Below are 17,826 nucleotides of genomic sequence, written 5' to 3'. Positions count from 1 at the left end.
CAGCTTGTGGTGATGTTGGATGTGCCGGCATCATCGCGAGCAGGCTCGCTCCACAGAAATCCAGATGTTGGAGCCGTGATCACCATCCCCAGAATTGCAGCCACCAGCCATAGCCCACCAGGCCGCTGGCCGATACCAGGCAGGCCATGGCGAGCAGTCGCCGGACGGGTGATGCGGTTGTTTGTTCCAGACGCCTATAGCCCAGCCACAAACTCCAGGCTATGGCCGCTACCAGCAACCCGGCCCGTGCCGGTTGTACCCACTCCAGCAGCAGTCCTTCATAGCGCAGGAGTTTGACCGTGGTGGCCGACAAGCCGAGGAACAACCCTGCACCGCCGAGGGGCGTCAGGGTGATGGCCAAGGGCCAATATTGTGCGCTGTCACCCGTGAGTCGCGCCGCCAGACGCATCAGCAGCATCAGCGAAGTGCCTATCAGCAGCGCACTCGTGCCCAGGTACGCAACAATGCAAAAACCATCGAGCCAGCTGAAGCTGTCATTGAGCTGCGGATAGTGCGTCAGCAGCCACCAAGGTGCGTTGTCCTGGAGTGCCCACAGCCAATCGTGACTGACCAGCCACTGGGCCAGGCTCTGCTTGAAGTCAATGAACCAAGGGCTGACGGTCCACTGGAAGGCGCCCATGGCCAGGCCGATCACACCGAACAGCAGCAAGCGAGCATCCCAGGCTGAAAGCGTGTTAGCCGTCGAATGAAGGATTTCCTCGCTGCTGGAGCGGGCAATCAGCCGCACCGCGTCGCGCTGGCCGCTGCAGCGACCACAGGCGTGGCAATCGGCGGCGCCGCGCAGGCGACGGATGTCCAGCAGCGGTGCGCAATTGGGAGGAGGGCGACGCGGCGGCGGGTTCTCCAGCCAGCGTTGTTCGTCCACCTGGAAGTGCACCGGCGCCAAGCGAGCCAGCAGGGAAAAGACACCGCTGACCGGGCACAAGTAACGGCACCACACCCGCTTGCCCCGGGCGAACAACAGGCCGACGATCACCGCGGCAACGGTCGAGCCACCCAGGATCAGCAGCGCCGCCTGGGCATAGTCGTACACGCTGATCAACTGGCCGTAGACCGTGGTCAGGCAGAACGCCAGGGTCGGCCAGCCGGCCCAGCGTAACCCGCGCGGCACCCCGAGGCCCTTGCCGTAATGGCTGGCCCATTCGCTCAGGGCGCCTTCCGGGCACAGCACGCCGCACCAGAGGCGACCGAACAGCACGATCGACAGCAACACGAACGGCCACCACAGGCCCCAGAACAGAAACTGTGCCAGCAACGTCAGGTTGTCGAACAGGCGCGCCTGGCTACTGGGCAGTGGCAGCAGGGCCGGTATCATCAGCAGCACCGCGTAGAACAGCACCACCGCCCATTGCACGACACGAATGGTTGCACCGTGGCGCCGCATGCCGTCGCCCAGGCGCTGGAGCCAGGGGTTCAGGTCGGGCATGGCAGGTTTTCCGCCTTGCGTGGGCGCAGCCAGCCCGCGACTAAGCCCCAATAGCCCAGCCACACCAGCAGTGTCATCGCGCTCGGGCTGGCTCGATAGCCGGTGAAATCCGCCAGGAACCCACCGAAACCATGACCGTCGTCGAGTATCGCGCTGCTGTCCCACAATGCGTCGCCAATGCCGCGATACACCGCCTCGGGCCAATCCATCGCAAGCAGTTGCCCGCCGACCCGCTCGATACCACTGACCAGCAACGCCGCGCCCAACAGCAGCAGGATCGCTTCGCTGATGGCAAAGAACCGCGGCCATGAGATGAACCGGCGACTGCTGTGCAACAAGGAGACGGTCAGCAACGACAGTACCAGCCCGGCCAGCGCACCGACGGCGAACAGGCCCAGTTGCGGCCCTTGCAGGCGCGCGCCGGCACCGTACAGGAAAACCACGGTTTCACTGCCTTCGCGGCTCACGGCGAGTAACGCCAGCAGCAACAGCCCGAGGCCGCCCTGGCGGCTCAGGCGCTGGTCGGCGTGGCGCGTCAAGTCATGCTTGAGCGTCCGCGCGTTCCGGTGCATCCAGCCTACCATCTGCACGATCAGCAGGCTGGCGACCAGGGCCAACGACGCCTGGAACCATTCATTGGCGGTACCGCTCATGGCTTCGCCGGCCAGCAGGATCAGCCCGGCCAGCACGCCGGAAAGCAGCAAGCCCAGCGCCGCGCCGGTCCATACATAGCGCAGCAGTTGGCTGGCTTGTTGCTGCCGGCTGACCCAGGTCTGGAGAATCCCGATCACCAACAACGCCTCGACGCTTTCGCGCCAGACAATAAACATCGATTGAGTCATGCAAATGCCTCTTGCTGGCCGATTACCGGGCGAGAATCCCGCCCTCGGGCAGTTGCGGATTGAATTCATCGAAAAACGGATAGTGCCCCGGGCGCAGCGGGTGGATCACCACGAAGGTGGTGACGCCGGGCGAGAGCACTTTCTCTACGCGCAATGGCGTGCTTTCGAACTCCGCCGGGCCCTGGCCGACGTTCTTCAGCACGATCTTGAAGCGTTGCCCGGCTGGCACTTCCAGTTGCGGCGGCGTGAAATGCCCGTCGCGGATGCTCAACTCGTAGGTCGGCAGTTCGGCATGGGCGATCGAGGGCAGCATCAAGCCGGCCAGCGTCAACCAGGCCAGGCGTCGATGAGCCGCGATGTGCCGGGGGCAGGAGGAGCGGCCCATGCTCAGTACCCGCCTTTTTTACCGATCCCGGCGTAGACGAATTCGTAATGCAGTTCGCAGCGGTCGAACCAGGGTGCCACGCCGGTTTCCTTGTCGGTATGACGACCGAGGGAGCCGTGGCCGCCAGGTGGCAGGACGGTGAAGGTCAGTTGATATTTGCCAGGGCCGAGCAGTTTGACGTTGTCGCCATAGTGCGGCCCGTCGTTGGCGACCATGGCGTGGAAGTCACCCTTGAGCTCGGTGTCGTTGCCTTGTTTCTTCAGTTGGAACGACACATTGAGATAGGGCACGAAACTGCCTTCCTGGAAGCCCTGCTTGTTGTCCGCCGTGGCGCGGATGTCGGCTTCCAGGTGGACGTCGGAATCGGCCGTGGCCCGCATCATCCCGGCCGGTGCCATTTCAATCGGCTGCAGATACACCGCACCGACCTCCAGCCCCGGGCACATTTGCGGTTCGCCGATGGGGTATTCCTTGGCCTGGGCCAGCGGTGCGAGAAACAGCAGGGCGAGAGACAGCGGAGCAAGGGTACGCATGGTGACTTCCTGGACGACGTTAGAGATGGCCGAGTCTAGGAAGCTTTGCTGCGAATAATAATGATTCTTGTCAATTTTCAGCGCGAATTTTTGATCGGCGAACGTCGGTTCGCTGCCGTGCGGCTGTTCTTGATCGGGATCAAGGGAGGCAGGGCCCCGACGCGCTAGGGTGCGGGTACACCCATCGGTCAAAAGGGGTCGTCATGGCAAAGCCTTTTCCCATCAGTCCCAAACATCCCGAGCGCATTTGCTGGGGCTGTGATCGTTACTGTCCGACCAGTGCGCTGGCCTGTGGCAACGGTGCCGATCGCACGATGCACCCGGCCGAGATGATCGGGGAGGACTGGTACCTGCATGGGGATTGGGGGCTGGAGCTGGTGGACATTACCGCCAAGGTCATTGACCCAAGCGCAACCCACCTAAAGGAATGAAATAAAGCTGTGGCGAGGGGACTTTCCCGCTCGGTTGCGCAGCGACCGCAACATTCTGGGGCTGCTGCGCAGCCCAACGGGGATAAATCCCCTCGCCACAATGAAAACCAACAGACCTTGATAACGGTCCCGTGCTGGGCCGATCAGAGCTTCGGCAACTGCCCGATCCGTCCCATCATCTCAGTCACGATCTGCAAGTCCAACAGGAACTGCTCGACCGTCTTGAACTCGTTGTCGTTGTGGCCGGTGTACTTGACGTCGGGCATCGCCAGGCCGAACTGCACGCCGTTGGGCAAGTCGTGGACCGATGTGGCGCCAGCGGAGGTGCCGTATTTGTGTTCCATGCCGAGATTCTCAGTGGCGACGGCCAACAGGGCCTTGACCCATTCACCCTCGGGGTTGCGGTACATCGGCGCGTCAACGGAACAGTCGAAGGCCACCGCAACGTGGGACTTCTTGCTCCAGGCGGCCAGCTTGTCGGCAATTTCAGTCTTGAGGGCCTCGGGGGTCTTGCCGACTGGCACTCGCAGGTTGACCGCCAGCTTGAAGGTTTTTTCATCCATGCCAACGTAGGTCAGGGACGCGGTCAGCGGGCCCATGAAGGCATCGGAAAAGCCAATCCCCAGTTTGCTACCCAGGTAGTCCAGGCCCCAGTTGTCGGCGGCGTAGCGAGCGGCGTCGGTGATGTGGTTGTGCTTGAGTGCGACCTTGCCGTCGAGGCTGTTGATGAAGTCCAGCATCCTCGCCACCGGGTTGACGCCGGATTCGGGTTCGGAGGAGTGCGCGGAAACGCCGGTGAAGGTCAGCTTGACGTCCTTGCCGACGACCTGGGTGCTCACTTCGAAGTTGCCACCGTTACGCTTGGCATAGTCGGTCGCGGCTTTGAGCAGGCTGGCGGCCAGTTCGGCGGGCTTGTCGCTGGCGAAGGTGGCAACGGAGGTCGACGGAATCTGATTGGTCGCCAGACCGCCCGTCAGCGCGGTAATTTCTGCTCCCTTGCCCTGTGCGGCACGCCGGGTGAAGTTCGCCATGACGGTACCGTAGCCTTTCTCGGCAATGATCACGGGGTAGCCGCCATCCAGCGCCAGGTTGTAGCTGGGCGTCGGGTTGCGTTCGAAGTAATAGGGGATCGCGTCACCAGTGGTTTCCTCGGTGGTGTCGACCAGCAGCTTGAAATTGCGCGCCAGCGGCAGTTGCTCTTCCTTGATGATTTTCATGGCGTAGAGCGCCACGACGATACCGTTCTTGTCATCCTCGGTGCCGCGGCCATACATGCGGTCGCCCACCAGGGTGACCTTGAACGGATCGAGACGGGTGCCGTCCTTGAGCACCCAGTTTTCCGGCGTCACCGGCACCACATCGGCATGGGCGTGGATGCCCACGACTTCGTCGCCGCTGCCGTCGAGGGAAATCTCATAGACGCGGTTGTCGATGTTGCGGAAGTTCAGGTTGAAAGACTCGGCCAGGCTTTTGATCTTGGCGGCGATCTTGAGGAACTCCGGGTTCTCGTGCTGGGCTACGCCGTCCTTGCGAAAGGTCGGGATGGCGACCAGTTCCTTCAGCGTCTCGGTGGCTGCGTTGCCGTACTTCACTCGGGCATAGAGGCCCAGCAGGCGATGGATTTCGTTCTGCTGTTCCGCCGAAAGGGTTTTGTTAGCGACGAAGGCATCGATGGCCGGGCCGAGGTTGGCGGTCTTGGCCAGGTCGCTCTTGGCCACGCTTGCCAGGAACTGCCGGAAATCCGTGACTGAGGTGTCAGAGAAGGTTTTGACGATGGCCGCGCTTTGTTGGGCGGTGATGTTGGCGAAGGCCGGCGTGGTCATCGATGCGAGGCTGGACAGCATCAGGGTGGCCATGGCCAGGTGTTTGAGCGAGAAGTCCATTGCTGGGCATTCCTTTGCAGGCTGTAGGGGTTAAGTGTCTGATTTGTGACACAAACATTTACAACCTAACAGGCGAGTGCGGGGTAGGGGAGTCTTGCGGGGGAATCTGTCGCACAGTGAGGCAAAAACGGCGCAGAAATGAAAAACAGTGTGGGAGAGCTGGCACCTATCTGGTCTGAGTTGAATGTTGGACCTGTGGGAGCGAGCCTGCTCGCGATGACGGTGGTCCGGTCAGTCTCTCTACAAGCTGGCCCACCGCTATCGCGAGCAGGCTCGCTCCCACAAGGGATCTGTTCATAAGTGTAGTGAACACCCTCAGCCCAATGTGGGAGCAAGCTCCCACATTGCTCATGCTTAATGCGGTGCGCGGGGGATCGTCTTGAGCAGGTCTTCAGGGCTGATGTAGCCGACCACGGGCTGCGCCGTGCTACCGGGCAATGGCAGGTCAAGGATGTGCCCCTTGATCTTGCCGACCACGTGCATCTCGCAGGGTTTGCAGTCGAATTTCAGCGTCAGTACTTCATCACCGTGGATCAGTTGCATCGGCGCGACCTTGGTGCGCACGCCGGTGACGCCCTTGGCCTGCTTGGGGCAGAGGTTGAACGAGAAGCGCAGGCAGTGCTTGGTGATCATCACCGGCACTTCGCCGGTTTCCTCGTGGGCCTCGAACGCGGCGTCGATCAACTTGACCCCGTGGCGGTGATAGAAATCCCGGGCCTTCTGGTTGTAGACGTTGGCCAGGAACGACAGGTGCGACTCCGGGTACACCGGCGGCGGGCTGGTCTCGGCCTTGCGGCCACCGCGTGGGTGGGCCTCGATGCGGGCGGCGGTGAGGGCTTCGATGGCTTCACGGCGCAACGCCTTGAGCTGCGAGTTGGGGATGAAGAACGCCTGGGGCGCATCCAGCTCGATTGCGGTGGCGTGGTACTCGGTGGTGCCCAGCTGACCAAGCAGGTCATGCAATTGTTCCAGGGCTTGTTCCGGCTTGTTGGCCAGGCCGAACGGCCCGTCCAGGGTGACGCTGGCGCTGATGCCTTCTTCGCTGGTGGCGGTCAGTTCCAGGCGCGCTTCACTCAGGCGCGCAACCCAGGCCAGGCCGACCCGGCGCTCGGAGGAGGTCTTGAGCAAGGCTTGCTGCCAGTTGTGATCCAGGTTGCGGCTCAACGGGTGGTTGGGGCGCAACTGGTACATGCCCGCCGGCATCTCGTTGGGTTCGACGCGGTAGCGGTAACGCTTCTGGCCGTCCTCTTCGAATTCACCCTTGGGCTCGGCGATGTTGGCGCGGAAACCGACGACTTCGCGCTTGACCAGCACGTTGAGCCCATCGCCGTTGGACAGCGGATCGAAGGTCACCACTTGCAGATCGCGCTTGCCGACTTTCTCCACCACGCCCACTGGCACGCCGGTGAAGGTCGGGGAGTCGAAGGCGCCGATGTCGATCTTGCGTTCGCTGACGAAATAGTCGGTGCTGCCGCGATGGAACGTCTTGTCCGGATCCGGCACGAAGAAGTGCGCGGTACGGCCGCTGGACGCGCGGGCCAGGTCCGGGCGGTCTTCGAGGACATTGTCCAGGCGCTGGCGGTAATAGGCGGTGATGTTCTTCACATAGCCCATGTCCTTGTAGCGCCCTTCGATCTTGAATGAGCGCACGCCGGCTTCGACCAGATCGCGGATGTTGGCGCTCTGGTTGTTGTCTTTCATCGACAGCAGGTGTTTTTCATAGGCGACGACCCGGCCCTGGTCGTCCTTCAAGGTGTAGGGCAGGCGACAGGCCTGGGAGCAGTCGCCACGGTTGGCGCTGCGGCCGTTCTGGGCATGGGAGATGTTGCACTGGCCGGAAAAGGCCACGCACAGCGCGCCGTGGATGAAGAACTCGATGGCCGCTTCGGTTTCGTCGGCGATGGCACGGATTTCCTGCAGGTTCAGCTCACGGGCCAGGACCAGTTGCGAGAAACCGGCCTGGTCGAGGAACTTGGCCCGCGCCAGGGTGCGGATGTCGGTCTGGGTGCTGGCGTGCAGCTCGATGGGCGGGATATCCAGCTCCATCACCCCCAGGTCCTGGACGATCAGTGCGTCGACGCCGGCGTCGTACAGTTGGTGGATCAGCTGGCGGGCCGGCTCCAGTTCATTGTCGTGCAGGATGGTATTGATCGTGGTGAACACCCGGGCGTGGTAGCGATGGGCGAACTCCACCAGCCGGGCGATATCGCCCACCTCGTTGCAGGCGTTATGACGCGCGCCAAAACTCGGGCCACCGATGTACACGGCGTCGGCGCCATGCAGGATGGCCTCGCGGGCGATGGTCACGTCGCGGGCGGGGCTGAGCAATTCCAGATGATGTTTGGGCAAGGACATGTATTTTTTATCAGGCTGGTCACGGACGAAGCGAGCATTGTAGCCGCCAGGCGCCTGGTCGGCACCTGTGGCCTTGGGTTTGCACGATCCTGACCGATGCGCGGCGCTCCCGCGGGGCTCACTCCGGCGTCGAGCCGGCGCTGCACCAGCGGTTTCGCCCGGTGTTCTTGGCCAGGTACAAGAAGGCGTCGGCAGCCTTGATCAGCATGGCCGGGGTGACGTCCTCGCCGCTCGGCTGGCTGGTGGTGACGCCCGCGCTGACAGTCACCAGGCCCAACGGATGATCGCCGTGTTCAATGTTCAAGGCCCTGACGGCTTCGAGGATTTGCTGGGCGACCTTGGCGGCACCGGCGCTGTCGGTGTTTGGCAGCAACACGGTGAACTCTTCACCGCCATAGCGGACCGCCAGGTCGGCCGGCCTTTTGATGGTCTGCCCGATCGCGGCGGCAATCGCCCGCAGGCAATCATCGCCGGCGGCATGGCCGTACCGGTCGTTGAAACGTTTGAAGTAATCGACGTCGAGCATGATCAGGGCCAGGGACGAACCCTGGCGCCTGGCCAGGCGTAGTTCATCGGCCAGGGCGATGTCCAGTCGCCTGCGGTTGCCCAGCCCGGTCAGGCTGTCGGTCAGCGCCATGTCGCGCATGGCCTGGTGGGCGCTGCGAATCTGCTTCTCCATGGTCATGCGGTAGCGCAGTTGGCTCAATACGATGAGCCCGAAGCCCACCAGTACCGCGATCAGGAAAATCAGCACCAGACCGGTCTTGAGCAAGTCGCGGCGCCAGGGCGCGATGATCGATTCGCGGGACAAGCCGGCTTCCACCACCAGCGGATAGGTGGTCAAGGCGCGATAGCCATACAGCCGCTCGGTATCGTCGACGACGGCCCTGGCCTCCGCGACGCCCTGATTCGACGTGGGCAAGTAGTTCCTGAAGATCACGCTATTGACCAGGCTCTTGCCAATCACCGAGGCGACGAAAGGACGGCGCACCAGAATCGTTCCGCTGCGTGTCGCCAGGACCAGCGCCCCTTTGTCATCGATCTTGAAGTCACCGTAGTAATCGACGAAATAGCTGACCTTGACCGTTCCGAGCAGCACACCGGCGAATGAGCCGTCGGGATTGTTCAAGCGCCGGGAGACAGGGATGATCAGGTCGTTGGTGGATCGGCTCTTGATCACTGTGCCGATGCGCACGCTTCGGTCCTCGTGAGTACGGTGATACTGGAAGTAGTCGCGGTCGGCGTTGTTCGCCGGCTCCGGAATGTTTTCCTTGTCCGTTACCAGCCACTGACCGTCCGGGCCATAGATAAACAACCCGTGCAGTTGCGGCATGATCGCGGCCTGCTGCACCAATAGCTTATGGATGCGCGGCACGTCCAGGTTCTGCAGGCCGTCGCCCTCCACGCGTTCGGCGAGGGCAGCGGTGACCACATCCACTTGTCGAATGGTATCTTCGGCGTGCTGGGCCGTCGCCCGTGCCAGGTTCGTCACCGAATCCCGGGCAGACGCAAAAGCGGCGCGGTAGTCGCGCCAGGTCCGCCAGCCTTCGACGGCCAGGAAGGCGATGATGACTACCAGCATGAAGCTCACGGTCAGGCGCAATGCCGCTCCGGCCCGGACTGCTTGGGGGGAAAAGGCTTCATCAGAGCTTTCGATCTTTGGCTCTGGCCGTTTGCGTCCGAGCATCAACATTTCCTTTTACGACGGGTCTGCGCACTATTGATGCGAAGCCTATCTTATTCGATTTCAGCACGTTAGCTAGCTGCGACGAGGCAGGTATAACCGGCGACACACGATTGGGGAGAAAGGTTTCATGAAAGTTGGCGTCATTTCCGATACCCACGGCCTGCTGCGCCCCGAAGCGCTTGCCGCGCTGCAAGGCTGTGAGCGGATCATTCATGCCGGCGATATCGGCAGCCCGGAAATCCTCGACGCCCTGGCTGCCATCGGCGAGCTGCACGTGGTGCGCGGAAACAACGACCTGGAGGCCGAGTGGGCAGGGCACCTTGCCGATTGCCTGCAATTCGACCTGGGGGGGTGGCAGGTCCTATTGGTCCATGACCTCGCGGATGTGCCGGCAGCACTCGACCCGGGCGTGAGGCTGGTGATCACCGGCCATTCCCATAAACCGCTGATCGAATGGCGTGGCGAGCGGCTTTATCTCAACCCTGGCAGCGCCGGCCGGCGGCGGTTCAAGTTACCGGTGACGCTGGCGCTGCTTGAGGTGAGTGAACAGGCGATCGAGCCGCGGCTGGTCGGGTTGTTGGAATGAACCCGTCTACCTGAAGTACTTGTCGATGTAGGCCTGGATTTCCTTGCGCATGAAGCGCCCGGAGTCATCCGCCCGTTCTTCCCAGCCGAACACGCAGGCGGTGACGATGCCGTCGAAGCCGGTCTTGGCCAGTTCGCTGAAGAACAGGTCCCAGTCGATCTCGCCCTGGTGCATGTCCATGTGTTGGTGGACGGTGACTTTGGCGCCAGGTGGGTTGACGATGTAGCGCAGGCCGGAGGAGGCCTTGTGGTTGTAGGTATCGGCGATGTGGACATGGGCGATCATCGACCCGGCCTCGGCGATCATGGCCTTCATGTCATCGCCGAAGTAGAAGGTGTGCGGCGTGCAGTAAAGGAACTTGATGTTGTCCGAGCCGATGGTCTTGAGCATGTCGAGGGCCGGGTGCAGGGTTTCGCACCAGTCTTCCGGATGCGGTTCGACGTTCAGCGTGACGCCCTCGCTTTCCAGGATCGGCACCAGTTCCTCCATCGAGCGCCACCAGGCCGCTTCGCTGGACTCATGGCTGTGCACGCCACCGCAGCAGCTGACTTTATGCCCGCGATCCGGTGAAGGCCCGCGACCGAACTCTGAATTCATGGTCGTGCAGCCCATCTCCACGGCGACCTGGATGGCTTCCTTCCAGTAATTCACCGCTGCCCGGCGTTCGTCTTCATGGGGGCTGGCCCAACGATACATCGGTAACAGCGAGGCCAGTTGCAGGTTATGGTCGCGCAGGGCTTTCTTGAACTCGGCGATGCGCTCCTTGTGGGCGCGGGGGCGTACCCACCAGGGCAGGAAGTCTTCCCGTGGTGACAGCTCCAGGTATTCGTAGCCGAGCTCGGCGGTCTTGCGGCACAGGTCCGGCAGGCTCAGGTGGCGGTGCATGTAGGGGTCGAGGGCGATTTTCATTGTTGTTCTCCTTAGGAAACGCTCATTACCGTGGCGAGGGAGCTTGCTGTGGCGAGGGGATTTATCCCCGCTGGACCGCGAAACGGTCCCAAATGGATCTGCTACTGCGGTGTATCAGAATGGAATGTCGGGGGCCGCTTCGCGCCCCAGCGGGGATAAATCCCCTCGCCACAGGGGTCAATAGGCGACCCAGGTTGAATCCCGGTTGGCTGATTCAACGCAGCGTTCGACCCAGCGTACGCCTTCCACGCCGGCGTTGATGTCGGGGTAGCGCAGGGCAGCCAGCGTCGCGCTGTCGCCACGGTTGGCCGCATCCATGGCCAAGGCGAAGCGGCGATAGAGATTGGACCAGGCTTCGAACAACCCTTCGGGATGGCCGCCACCGATGCGGTCGTCCTGCAGCGCGTCGGGGTGCAGGTAGCCCATGCCGCGTTCCAGGATCTGCACGGGTTGGCCCTGGATCTCGAAGCTCAGTTGGTTGGGCCGTTCGTCCCACCATTCAAGGCTGGCACGGGAGCCGATCACGCGGATTTTCTGCCCATGCATGGAACCGGCATTCACCGCGCTGGACCAGACCATGCCCATGGCGCCGCCTTCGTATTCCATCAAGGTGTAGGCGTTGTCCTCCAACGGGGCGCGGCTGGCGACGAAGCTTTGCCGGCTGCACATCAAGCGTTTGATCTTGAGGTCGGGCAGCATCACTTTGGCCAGGTACAACGGGTGGGTGCCGACATCCCCCAGCACGTAGCTGGGCCCGGCCTGGCGCGGGTCGACGCGCCACTGGGTGGCCTGGTTCTGCGCCTCCACCGGCGCACTGTGAAAACCATGGGCAAACTGCATGTGCACCATGCGGATCTCGCCCAATGCCTGCGCCGCGATCATCTTCCGGGCCTGTTCGATCAACTGGTGCCCGGCGTAGCCGTAGGTCAAGCCAACGATGCGCCCCTTGGATTGCGCCAGGGTGCGCAGTGCCTCGGCCTGTTCGAGGGTAAAGCACAGCGGCTTTTCGCAGACCACATGCAGCCCGGCTTCCAGAGCGGCGCGGGTGATGGCGTAGTGGGTGCCGTTGGGCGTGGCGATCGACACCGCCTCGATCCCATCGGGACGTTGTGCCTCCAGCTCGAACAGGCTGAGGTAGTCCGGATAGCAGCGCGCAGGGTCGATACCCAGTTGCTCGCCAAAGGCCTGGCCGCGGGCGGGATCGATATCCAGCGCCGCGGCGAGCAATTCGAAGTTCCGGTCGCGCAGGGCGGCCGAGCGGTGGATGTAGCCGATCTGGCTGTGTTCACCGCCACCGACCATGGCCCAGCGGATGGGACGCGTAAGGGTTTTGCTGCCGTTGATCATGGGGTTTGTCCTTGTGCTGATCAGAAACCGATTCGGGCCAGGTAGGCGCGGCTGGCCGCTACGTCGTCCAGGCTGGTCCCGGCGTTGCGCGGGTCGCGTTCCTGTTCGACGGTGATGCAGCCCTGGTAACCCAGTTCATGCACGAGGCTGTGCAACCCCGGGTAATCGATGACGCCACGCCCGATGGGGCACATCACGCCCCGGGCGCAAGCGGCGAAGAAACGGATGTGTTCGTTCAGCACCTGGTCGAAAACCACCGGGTCGATGTCCTTGAAGTGCAGGTAGTCCAGGCGATGGGCGTAGGTGCGCAACGAGGCGACCGGGTCCATGCCGGCGTAGTAGAGGTGCCCGGTGTCCAGGCACAGCCCGGCGACTTCATCGGGAATCTCGTCCATCAGGCGCGCCAATTCATCGGCGAACTCGATGTAGCCACCGGCGTGAGGATGGATGACGGCGCGGATGCCGTAGGTGTGCCAGGCGAGGTCGGCGATGGCGCGGATGTGCGTCATCATGGTGTTCCAGCGTGCATCGTCCAGGCGCGGGGCGCGGTCGGAGTGGCCGGCTGCGTAGTCACGTTCCTCGTGGCCCCAGTCGATGATCACCAGATAGGGCCCGGCATGACGCTGCCCGGCTTGCCGTTCCATGGGCGGCAGTTGTTTGAGCAGCGTGCAGATGTCGTGGGTCTGGCGCAGCAGTTCAGGCAGGTTGGCGGGGCTTACCAGGTCGTCGAAGATCGTCCCGGCGACCACATGCAGATCAAGTTCGGACAAGGCTGGGCTGACGGTTCCGACGTCTAACGGCAGGTAACCGTACGGCCCCAGCTCGATGCCGCGGTAGCCGGCCTCGGCCGCTTCGCCAAGCACTCGGCGCCACGGAGGCAGGAAAGGGTTCTTGACGTCGTCGACGCCCCAGCAGCAAGGCGCGGTGCAAATGTGGATCGTCATGGGGCACTCCGGCTGTGTTTGTTTTTATGTGCTTGGCCTGATGCTATTGGGTTGCCGCAGAGGGGGCCATGGGGTGATGGCTTAATCTGTCAAAACCCCTCATGATGCCTCGAAGAGGTGTCAAGACATGTCAGAAAAACCACGTCGTAAACTGCGTCCCACGATGGCCGATGTCGCTCGAGAAGCCGGAGTCAGCCTGTCCACCGTCGACCGGGTGCTGAACCTGCGTGCCGACGTGCGCGCCGACACCGCCCAGCGCATCGCTGCGGCGGCCGCGCGGTTGGGGTTCCATGCCAAGGGCGTTATCGAGCAGCGGGTGCTCAACGACCGCCCGACCTTGCGGCTTGGCTTCCTGTTGCAGAAAAGCGGCGTGCCTTTTTACCAAGGGCTCGCCCACGCGTTGTCGAACGCCGCCGCGACCTGCACCCGCGCGCGGATTCGCGTGGTCATCGGTTATCTGGACGATCTCGACCCGGTCGTCGTGGCGCAACGCATCCTGGCCTTGCGCGACCAAGTGGACGGCCTGGGCGTGGTGGCGGTGGATCATCCCCGGGTCCGGGAGGCGGTTGCGCAATTGCGCGAGACCGGTGTTGCGGTGGTGGCGCTGCTGTCGGAGCTGTCCAGCGCCGCCGGTACCGGTTACGCAGGCCTGGACAATCGCCTGACCGGGCGCACGGCGGGCTGGTTCGTCAGCCGCCTTGCCGGCCAACCCGGGCCGGTGGCCGTCATGCTCAGCAGCCAGCGTTTCCAGTGCCAGGAGTTGTGTGAGCTGAGCTTTCGCAGTTATCTGGCGGATCACTCCAGTGAATGGGAACTGCTCGCCTCGCGCCTGACGCTGGAGGACGATGAATTCGCCTATGGCAACACGTTGGACTTGCTCACGGCGGAACCTGATCTTGTCGGGCTTTACGTGGCCGGAGGCGGCATTGCGGGGGTGTTGCGGGCATTGCGGGGCTTCAAGGAGCAACAGCTTCGCTTGCCCATCGTGGTGTGTCATGACCTGACGCCTCTGACGCGTGACGCGTTGAAGGCGGGGCTGGTTCAGGCCGTGCTGTCGCATCCGGTCGTGGCGCTGGCGGAGCAGGCCGTCGACGCCCTGGTCGAGGCCGCGACAGCCTCGCCACCCGGACCGGCGCCGAAGCGGGTGGTGCCGCTGCAGATCGATGTGCCTGAGAGCATCTGACCCCGCTAGGGGGTGCCCATGCAAAAACGTGTGGGAGCGAGCCTGCTCGCGATGGCGGCCTGACAGCCGGCCTGGCTCTTGCGGGGGTACACCCATCAGATTTGTTTGAGCAGGAGCTGTGGGAGCAAGGCTTGCTCGCGATGGCGCGGGGGCAGTCGGTATGGAGGGTGACTGACACATCGCTTTCGCGAGCAGGCTCGCTCCCACAGGTCTCGGGCGTTAAGCCTGCTGGCCTGCTTAGGCTTTAGTCAGGGTTGGATAATCGGTATAACCACGTTCGTCGCCCTGGTAGAACGTCGACGCGTCAGGGGTGTTCAGCGCTTGGCCCCGTTTGAAACGTTCCACCAGGTCCGGGTTCGCCAGAAACGGCGTGCCGAACGCTACCAGGTCTGCTTCACCACGGCTGATGGCCGCGGCTGCACGTTCGGCGCTGTAGCCGCCGTTGGCAATGTAGGGCCCGCCGAAGCGGCGCTTGAGTTCCAGGAAGTCGAACGGGCCTTCGCCCAGTTCCACGATGTGCAGGTAAGCCAGGCCATAGCGGCTGAGCATCCGGGCCGTGTAGTCGAAAGTCGCCTGCGGGTTGCTGTCGCTCATCGAGAAGTAACTGAAGATCGGCGACAGGCGAACGCCGACTCGGCTGGCACCGAAGACTTCGATCACCGACTCGACTACTTCCTTGAGCAAACGCGCGCGGTTTTCGATCGAGCCGCCGTAGGCATCGGTACGTTGGTTGGTGCCGTCGCGCAGGAACTGGTCGATCAGGTAGCCATTGGCGCCATGAATCTCCACGCCGTCGAACCCGGCCAGTTTCGCGTTGGCCGCAGCCTGGCGAAAGTCGGCGACCACGCCTGGCATTTCATCGAGCTCCAATGCCCGTGGCAGTTCGTAGGGCTTGAGGCCTTCGGGCGTGTAGATCTCGCCATCGGCCTTGATCGCCGAAGGGGCCACGGGCTGGGCGCCGTTGACCTGCACCAGCGGATGAGAAAGACGGCCTACGTGCCAGAGCTGCAGGAAGATCTGACCGCCCTGGGCATGCACTGCGTCGGTCACTTGTTTCCAGCCGGCGATTTGTTCGCGGGTAAAGATCCCTGGCGTACGCAGGTAACCCTTGCCCTGGGCCGACACCTGGGAGCCTTCGCTGATGATCAGGCCGGCGCTGGCGCGTTGGCTGTAGTACTCGGCCATCAGGGGCGTGGCTGCATCGCCTGCTCCTGCGCGGCTGCGGGTCATCGGCGCCATGACCATGCGGTTTTTCAGGGACAGCTTGCCGACTTGAGTACGGGACAACAGAAGATCGAGACCGATGTCAGTCATGATTCACCTCTAAGGGAGCGGGTATGAACAGGGATTGAGTCGAGGGGCGGTCAGGCCAACCGACCCTCTTGTTGCAACTGGGCGCCGATGCGCTGGATTTCTTTCTCACCCTTTTCCAGGGCGGCCTGGCTGGTGTGCACGGAGTAATAGCCCATCACCAGGTCGTGGGGATGCTTGACTGCCGAGCCCAGCACGAAGGACGTCGCGCCCCGGGCAACGATGTCGATGGCCGCAGCGGACTCTTCGAATACCACCATTTCTCCGGTATTGACGTTGCCGCCAGCGTCGAGGCTGCCGCCGTTGACCGCCAGCCAGGCGACGGTGTGCCCGGCCGGTGGCGTGTAGCGCCAGCGCTCGTTGTCCTGCAACTGCACGGCGAGGTAATTCATGTCCGCCGGGGAGGAGACGCGGCTGCGGGCTGCGCCGTAGTGGCCGAGCAATACCCGCGCCGGTCCTTCCCGGGGGATCTCGGCGGGCGCCAGGTAGAGGCTGTGGGCCGGGGCATTTTCTTCTGCCGCCGGCAGCGCCACCCAGAGTTGGAAACCTTGGATCGGCGTGCCATCGACCGGCCGGGCGGTGTGCCATACGCCGTTGCCGGCTTGCATCCACTCCATGCCGCCGCTAGGCAGCGTGCCGGACTGGCCCGTGGTGTCTTCGTAGATCACCTGGCCTTCGATCATGTAGGTCAGCGTGGCGATCCCGGAATGAGGGTGCATGCCGAACCCCCTCTGCATGGCGTCGGCCTTGAACCCGAAGAGATCGAGAAATACGAAGGGCTTGCAGAGCTGGCCCAGGTCGCCGGGGCTCATGAGCCGGGTGATCGGCCCGTGGCTGCTGCCGGTGGTGCGATGGACGATGGCGCGCGGTGGTGCGGCGACGATGCTGTTCATGGGGGCCTCCAAGTCATGGGCGTTGAGCCTCGATGGGAGAAGGATAAGTGCCTGGCAATGGATTGATTAGTCGATACAATCGGATTGAACTCATCCATTAAACGAAGGAATGTCGACGCCATGCTCGATCTCAACGATGTCGCACTGTTTGTCCAAGTGGTCCGCAGTGGCAGCTTCGCCGAGGCGGCCAGGCGCTTGGGCATGCCTGCCAACACCGTCAGTCGCCGGGTCCAACAGTTGGAGGCGCAGCTGGAGTCGCGACTTCTGCAGCGCTCGACCCGCAAACTCACGTTGACCCAGGTGGGCCAGGGGTTTTATGAGCGCTGCGTGGAGGCGGTGGATGGTCTGATGGAGGCAGGGCAGGAACTGATGATGGGCAGCGAAGAGCCCAGCGGCCTGGTGCGCATCGCGGCGCCGGCGGATTTTTTCGATTTTTTCCCGATGGAATGGGTGGCCGACTTTTTAGCCGCGCACCCGCGTGTGCAACTCGATTTCGTGCTCAGCGATGCCCGTGTCGACCTGATTGCCGACCGCATCGACGTGGCCTTTCGCGGCGGTCCGTTGCAGGACTCGGGGTATGTCGGTCGCCAACTGCTCCAGAACGACGGTGACGGCATGGTTGCCAGCCCCGCGTACATTGCCGCACGCGGTGCACCGCTTGCGCTGCAGGACCTGGCTCACCACGACGGCGTGAGTTTCGCCCACCCCAGCGGCTTGACCGACTGGCGACTCGTCGGCCCGGACGGCATCGAGGAGCACGTGCAGATCGCCAGCCGCTTCCACGCCAACACCGCCCAAGCGTTGCGCAGGGCGACCGTCGCCGGTCTGGGCATCGCCGTGCTGCCGGGGGCACTGAGCGCCCTCGACCTGGAAGCCGGCAGGTTGGTGCGCGTGTTGCCGCAGTACCAACGCAGCGGCTTCGGCCTGAATGTGCTGTATCCGAGCCGACGGCAGTTGCCGCTGGCGGTTTCGGCGTTCATCGGGTTGGTGATGCAGAAGCTGGAACTCAAGGCGTTTCCGGCACTGATGCAGTGAATTGGCCAATGCGATCTGCGCAGCCCAGCGGGAGCAAGCTCCCTCGCCACGGGAG

The 17,826-nt window shown here is 63.1% G+C and carries 16 protein-coding genes; 4 read left to right on the top strand and 12 right to left on the bottom strand.

Annotated features, from left to right (window positions below; genetic code table 11):
* Nucleotides 1-79: 79 nt before the first annotated feature.
* From DTP52_RS27130 to DTP52_RS27115, 4 genes are read right to left on the bottom strand one after another with little or no spacing between them, the layout of a single operon-like run.
* A complete protein-coding gene (locus DTP52_RS27130) occupies nt 80-1,447 on the bottom strand; it encodes a 4Fe-4S binding protein (RefSeq protein WP_109756118.1) in 1,368 nt (455 codons plus the stop codon).
* The gene (locus DTP52_RS27125) at nt 1,435-2,289 is read right to left on the bottom strand and encodes an FTR1 family protein (protein WP_109756117.1); all 855 of its coding nucleotides are present in this window, start codon (nt 2,287-2,289) and stop codon (nt 1,435-1,437) included. The genes DTP52_RS27130 and DTP52_RS27125 overlap by 13 nt, the downstream gene beginning before the upstream one ends.
* Nucleotides 2,290-2,311: 22 nt before the next feature.
* Entirely contained in the window at nt 2,312-2,674 is a 363-nt protein-coding gene (locus DTP52_RS27120) for a cupredoxin domain-containing protein (RefSeq protein WP_109756116.1), read from the bottom strand.
* A 2-nt stretch (nt 2,675-2,676) separates the two neighbouring features.
* Nucleotides 2,677-3,207: an iron transporter gene (locus DTP52_RS27115; protein WP_109756115.1), complete on the bottom strand. Its 531-nt coding sequence runs from the start codon at nt 3,205-3,207 to the stop codon at nt 2,677-2,679.
* A gap of 203 nt (nt 3,208-3,410) precedes the next feature.
* Between DTP52_RS27115 and DTP52_RS27110 the strand changes: the two genes are divergently transcribed.
* Nucleotides 3,411-3,638 (top strand): DUF3079 domain-containing protein, encoded by a 228-nt coding sequence (locus DTP52_RS27110; RefSeq protein ID WP_028237016.1) that lies wholly within the window; start codon nt 3,411-3,413, stop codon nt 3,636-3,638.
* Between the two features lie 143 nt (nt 3,639-3,781).
* Here the strand turns inward: DTP52_RS27110 and DTP52_RS27105 are convergent, their stop codons facing one another.
* From DTP52_RS27105 to DTP52_RS27090, 3 genes are all read right to left on the bottom strand, one after another.
* A complete protein-coding gene (locus DTP52_RS27105; RefSeq protein WP_109756114.1) occupies nt 3,782-5,521 on the bottom strand; it encodes a dipeptidase in 1,740 nt (579 codons plus the stop codon).
* Between the two features lie 354 nt (nt 5,522-5,875).
* A complete protein-coding gene (locus DTP52_RS27095) occupies nt 5,876-7,876 on the bottom strand; it encodes a U32 family peptidase (protein ID WP_109756112.1) in 2,001 nt (666 codons plus the stop codon).
* 118 nt (nt 7,877-7,994) lie between these two features.
* Entirely contained in the window at nt 7,995-9,563 is a 1,569-nt protein-coding gene (locus DTP52_RS27090) for a sensor domain-containing diguanylate cyclase (RefSeq protein ID WP_109756111.1), read from the bottom strand.
* 127 nt (nt 9,564-9,690) lie between these two features.
* Between DTP52_RS27090 and DTP52_RS27085 the strand changes: the two genes are divergently transcribed.
* Entirely contained in the window at nt 9,691-10,149 is a 459-nt protein-coding gene (locus tag DTP52_RS27085) for a metallophosphoesterase family protein (RefSeq protein WP_109756110.1), read from the top strand.
* A gap of 6 nt (nt 10,150-10,155) precedes the next feature.
* Here the strand turns inward: DTP52_RS27085 and DTP52_RS27080 are convergent, their stop codons facing one another.
* The 3 genes from DTP52_RS27080 to DTP52_RS27070 form a co-directional block, all read right to left on the bottom strand.
* Nucleotides 10,156-11,058 carry a sugar phosphate isomerase/epimerase family protein gene (locus DTP52_RS27080; RefSeq protein ID WP_109756109.1) on the bottom strand — a complete coding sequence of 301 codons (903 nt, stop codon included), beginning with the start codon at nt 11,056-11,058 and terminating at the stop codon, nt 10,156-10,158.
* Between the two features lie 177 nt (nt 11,059-11,235).
* Nucleotides 11,236-12,405, bottom strand: coding sequence for a Gfo/Idh/MocA family protein (locus tag DTP52_RS27075; protein ID WP_109756108.1), 1,170 nt, complete (start codon nt 12,403-12,405; stop codon nt 11,236-11,238).
* Nucleotides 12,406-12,425: 20 nt separating this feature from the next.
* On the bottom strand, nt 12,426-13,349 hold the full coding sequence (locus DTP52_RS27070) for a TIM barrel protein (protein ID WP_109756107.1): 924 nt from the start codon (nt 13,347-13,349) through the stop codon (nt 12,426-12,428).
* A gap of 127 nt (nt 13,350-13,476) precedes the next feature.
* Between DTP52_RS27070 and DTP52_RS27065 the strand changes: the two genes are divergently transcribed.
* The gene (locus tag DTP52_RS27065; protein ID WP_109756106.1) at nt 13,477-14,532 is read left to right on the top strand and encodes a LacI family DNA-binding transcriptional regulator; all 1,056 of its coding nucleotides are present in this window, start codon (nt 13,477-13,479) and stop codon (nt 14,530-14,532) included.
* 237 nt (nt 14,533-14,769) lie between these two features.
* Here the strand turns inward: DTP52_RS27065 and DTP52_RS27060 are convergent, their stop codons facing one another.
* Together DTP52_RS27060 and DTP52_RS27055 are read right to left on the bottom strand one after the other, a co-directional pair.
* Nucleotides 14,770-15,846, bottom strand: a complete 1,077-nt coding sequence (locus tag DTP52_RS27060; protein ID WP_109756105.1) for an alkene reductase — start codon at nt 15,844-15,846, stop codon at nt 14,770-14,772.
* A gap of 50 nt (nt 15,847-15,896) precedes the next feature.
* The gene (locus DTP52_RS27055; protein WP_109756104.1) at nt 15,897-16,736 is read right to left on the bottom strand and encodes a pirin family protein; all 840 of its coding nucleotides are present in this window, start codon (nt 16,734-16,736) and stop codon (nt 15,897-15,899) included.
* Nucleotides 16,737-16,856: 120 nt separating this feature from the next.
* On the opposite strand from DTP52_RS27055, the gene DTP52_RS27050 reads away from it, so the two are divergent.
* A complete protein-coding gene (locus DTP52_RS27050; protein WP_109756103.1) occupies nt 16,857-17,771 on the top strand; it encodes a LysR family transcriptional regulator in 915 nt (304 codons plus the stop codon).
* Nucleotides 17,772-17,826 lie beyond the last annotated feature (55 nt).

Source organism: Pseudomonas sp. 43mfcvi1.1 (assembly GCF_900115935.1).
In the GTDB taxonomy this organism is placed as follows: domain Bacteria; phylum Pseudomonadota; class Gammaproteobacteria; order Pseudomonadales; family Pseudomonadaceae; genus Aquipseudomonas; species Aquipseudomonas bijieensis.
The sequence above is the reverse complement of the archived record's forward strand: the minus strand, read 5'-3'. Positions and strand labels throughout refer to the sequence as shown.